This window comes from Siculibacillus lacustris (genome assembly GCF_004328075.1).
GTDB classification, from domain to species: Bacteria; Pseudomonadota; Alphaproteobacteria; order Rhizobiales; family Ancalomicrobiaceae; genus Siculibacillus; species Siculibacillus lacustris.
In genome coordinates, this window is record NZ_SJFN01000076.1 from 1 (window position 1) to 2,339 (window position 2,339).

Sequence of the window (2,339 nt, forward strand, 5' to 3'; positions counted from 1 at the left end):
GCCGAACCGAGGTCGTCGGCATCTTCCCCAACGAAGATGCCATCGTCCGGTTGGTCGGGGCGATCCTGCTCGAACAGAACGACGAATGGGCCGTCCAACGCTCCCGCTACATGACGCTGGAAACGATCGCCGCCATCGACGATGATCCTGCCGTCCTCGGCCTGCCGAACATGGCGGCCTGAGGACGCCGCCCATATCGGCGCGCCCGCTGGCCACCGGTCAGCTACACCACCTCTCGGGACACGATCTAACCGATGCACCGCCAGTCCCGCCGCAACCGATGCGCCACCGGTCGGGCCGGAACCGATGCGCCGTCGGCTGCGCCGCCACGGATCCGCGTCGGCTTGTACCGCCCGCGACCTGCTTCCGGCCACGACCCGCCTGAATCGCGTCCTGTCGCCCCGCGATCCGACCGTTCGGCTCGCGGCCGCCCCCGCCTCCGGTCGCCCGCGATCCGCCGGCCCCCGCTCCCGGCGGGTCGCCGCGCGCGATCGCGCGCTCCTGCCCCCGTCCCGCGCCGACCTTGCGGCTCAGCTCGCCAATACGCGGGTCACCGGGAAGGCGATCGACACCAGCGTGCCCTGGCCGACGGTCGAGTCGATGCGGAACATCGCCCGATTGGCTTCGACCAGCGCCTTGGTCAGCGGCAAACCCAGGCCGGTGCCGCCGGCGCGGGTGCGGGTGGTGTGGAGCTGGCGGAACGGCTCCATCGCCGTCTGCAGTTCCTTGTCGGTCATGCCGTAGCCGGTGTCGCGGACCCGCAGCACCACCTCGCCGTTGTCCTCGAGCGAGGTCGAGACGATCACCTGGCCGCCGGCCGGGGTGAACTTGATGGCATTCGACAGGAGGTTCAGCACCACCTGCCGCACCGAGCGCGGATCGGCGACCACCGCCGGGACCCCGGCGGGCAGCGACGAGCGGATGATGATGCGCTCGCGGTTGGCCTGCGGCTGCATCATGGCGACGCATTCGGACACGATGTCGCCGATCGCCACCGCCTCGAAGCGCAGGTCCATCTTGCCCGCCTCGACCTTGGACAGGTCGAGCAGGTCGTTGACCAGGCTCATGATGTGGGTGCCGGAGACGTGGATGTCGCGCAGATAGTCCTTGTAGCGCTCGTTGCCGACCGGGCCGAAACGCTCGTCCATCATCACTTCCGAGAAGCCGATGATGGCGTTGAGCGGGGTGCGGATCTCGTGGCTGATCTTGGCCAGGAAGTCCGACTTGTGGACGCTCGCCTCTTCGGCGCGGCGGCGGGCGGCGGTCAGGTCCTCTTCGGCCTTCTTCCACTGGGTGATGTCGCGCAGCACCGCACAATATTTGTGGCCGGTGCCGACCGAGATGCGGCCGATGGTCAGGAACAACGGGATCAGCCCTTCGGGGCGGACCACGCCGATCACCTCGCGGCCGTCGTTGAGCACGCTGGCGACGCCGTTGCGGGCGAGGCCGTCGAGATAGTCGAGGATCGAGCGGCGGCTCTCCGGCGCCAGACGCTCGGTGAACGGCCGGCCGATCATCTCGCGCCGCTCGGTGCCGAACAGCGCTTCGGCCGCGGCGTTGGCCGAAAGCACCAGGCCCTCGGCATCGAGCACCAGGACGCCGTCGGTGGCGGTGTCGACGATCGCCTCGAGCTCGGCGACGCGGGTGTCGACGGTCTGCGGCGCGATCGGCGCCGGTTCGGTTCGGGTGGGCGACACGACCGGGGCGGCGGCCGGCGCGTCGATCGGCGCCGGCTTGAAGGCGGTCAGGGTCATCATCAGCGCCGAAGCATCGGCCCAGGGGACGGTCGAGAGCACCGCATCGACCGGCACCACGGTGCCGTCGCGGGCGAGCAGGGGGACCGGCCGGCCGGTGTCGCCGCTTTCGAAGCGACGGGCGGCATGGGCGCCGGCGAACAGCGCATCGAGCCCGCCCTCGTCGCGGAAGGTGGCGAGGTCGGGATAGCCGAGGAGGCTCAGATAGCGCTCGTTGGCATAGACGACGTCGTCGTCCTTGACGATCGCCACGGCGAGCGGCAGGCGATCGAGCAGACGGGCGTCGAAGCCGGCGGCGACGCGCGGCGGCGGGGTGGCGGGGCGGAGGGGCTGGCGTACCGGTGCCGGGGCGGCGGGGGCCGCGACCGCGGCGCTCGGGGCCGGTCGGGCGCTCGACTCCGCGGTTCGGGTGTCGGCCGCGGTCTCGCCGCTGCGATTGGCGGGATCGATGCGCGAGCCCAGCACTTCGGCGATCTGGCGGAAGGCGACGCGTTCGGGCGGCGACAGGCGGGTGACCGGCTCGGCGGCGGAGGCGGCGGCGCCCGTCGCGGCGGCCGAGGCGGCGCCGGCGGCATCGCTCGACGG

Annotated in this window: 2 protein-coding genes; one reads left to right on the forward strand and one right to left on the reverse strand. The window is 71.7% G+C overall.

Going from position 1 to position 2,339, the window contains the following annotated elements; translation table 11 throughout:
• Positions 1 to 182: transposase (locus EYW49_RS22710; protein WP_206365403.1), on the forward strand; the 182-nt coding region annotated here is incomplete at its 5' end.
• Positions 183 to 530: 348 nt separating this feature from the next.
• Here the strand turns inward: EYW49_RS22710 and EYW49_RS22715 are convergent.
• Positions 531 to 2,339, reverse strand: a 1,809-nt coding sequence (locus tag EYW49_RS22715) for a sensor histidine kinase (protein WP_131312009.1), incomplete at its 5' end; no start/stop codon positions are given.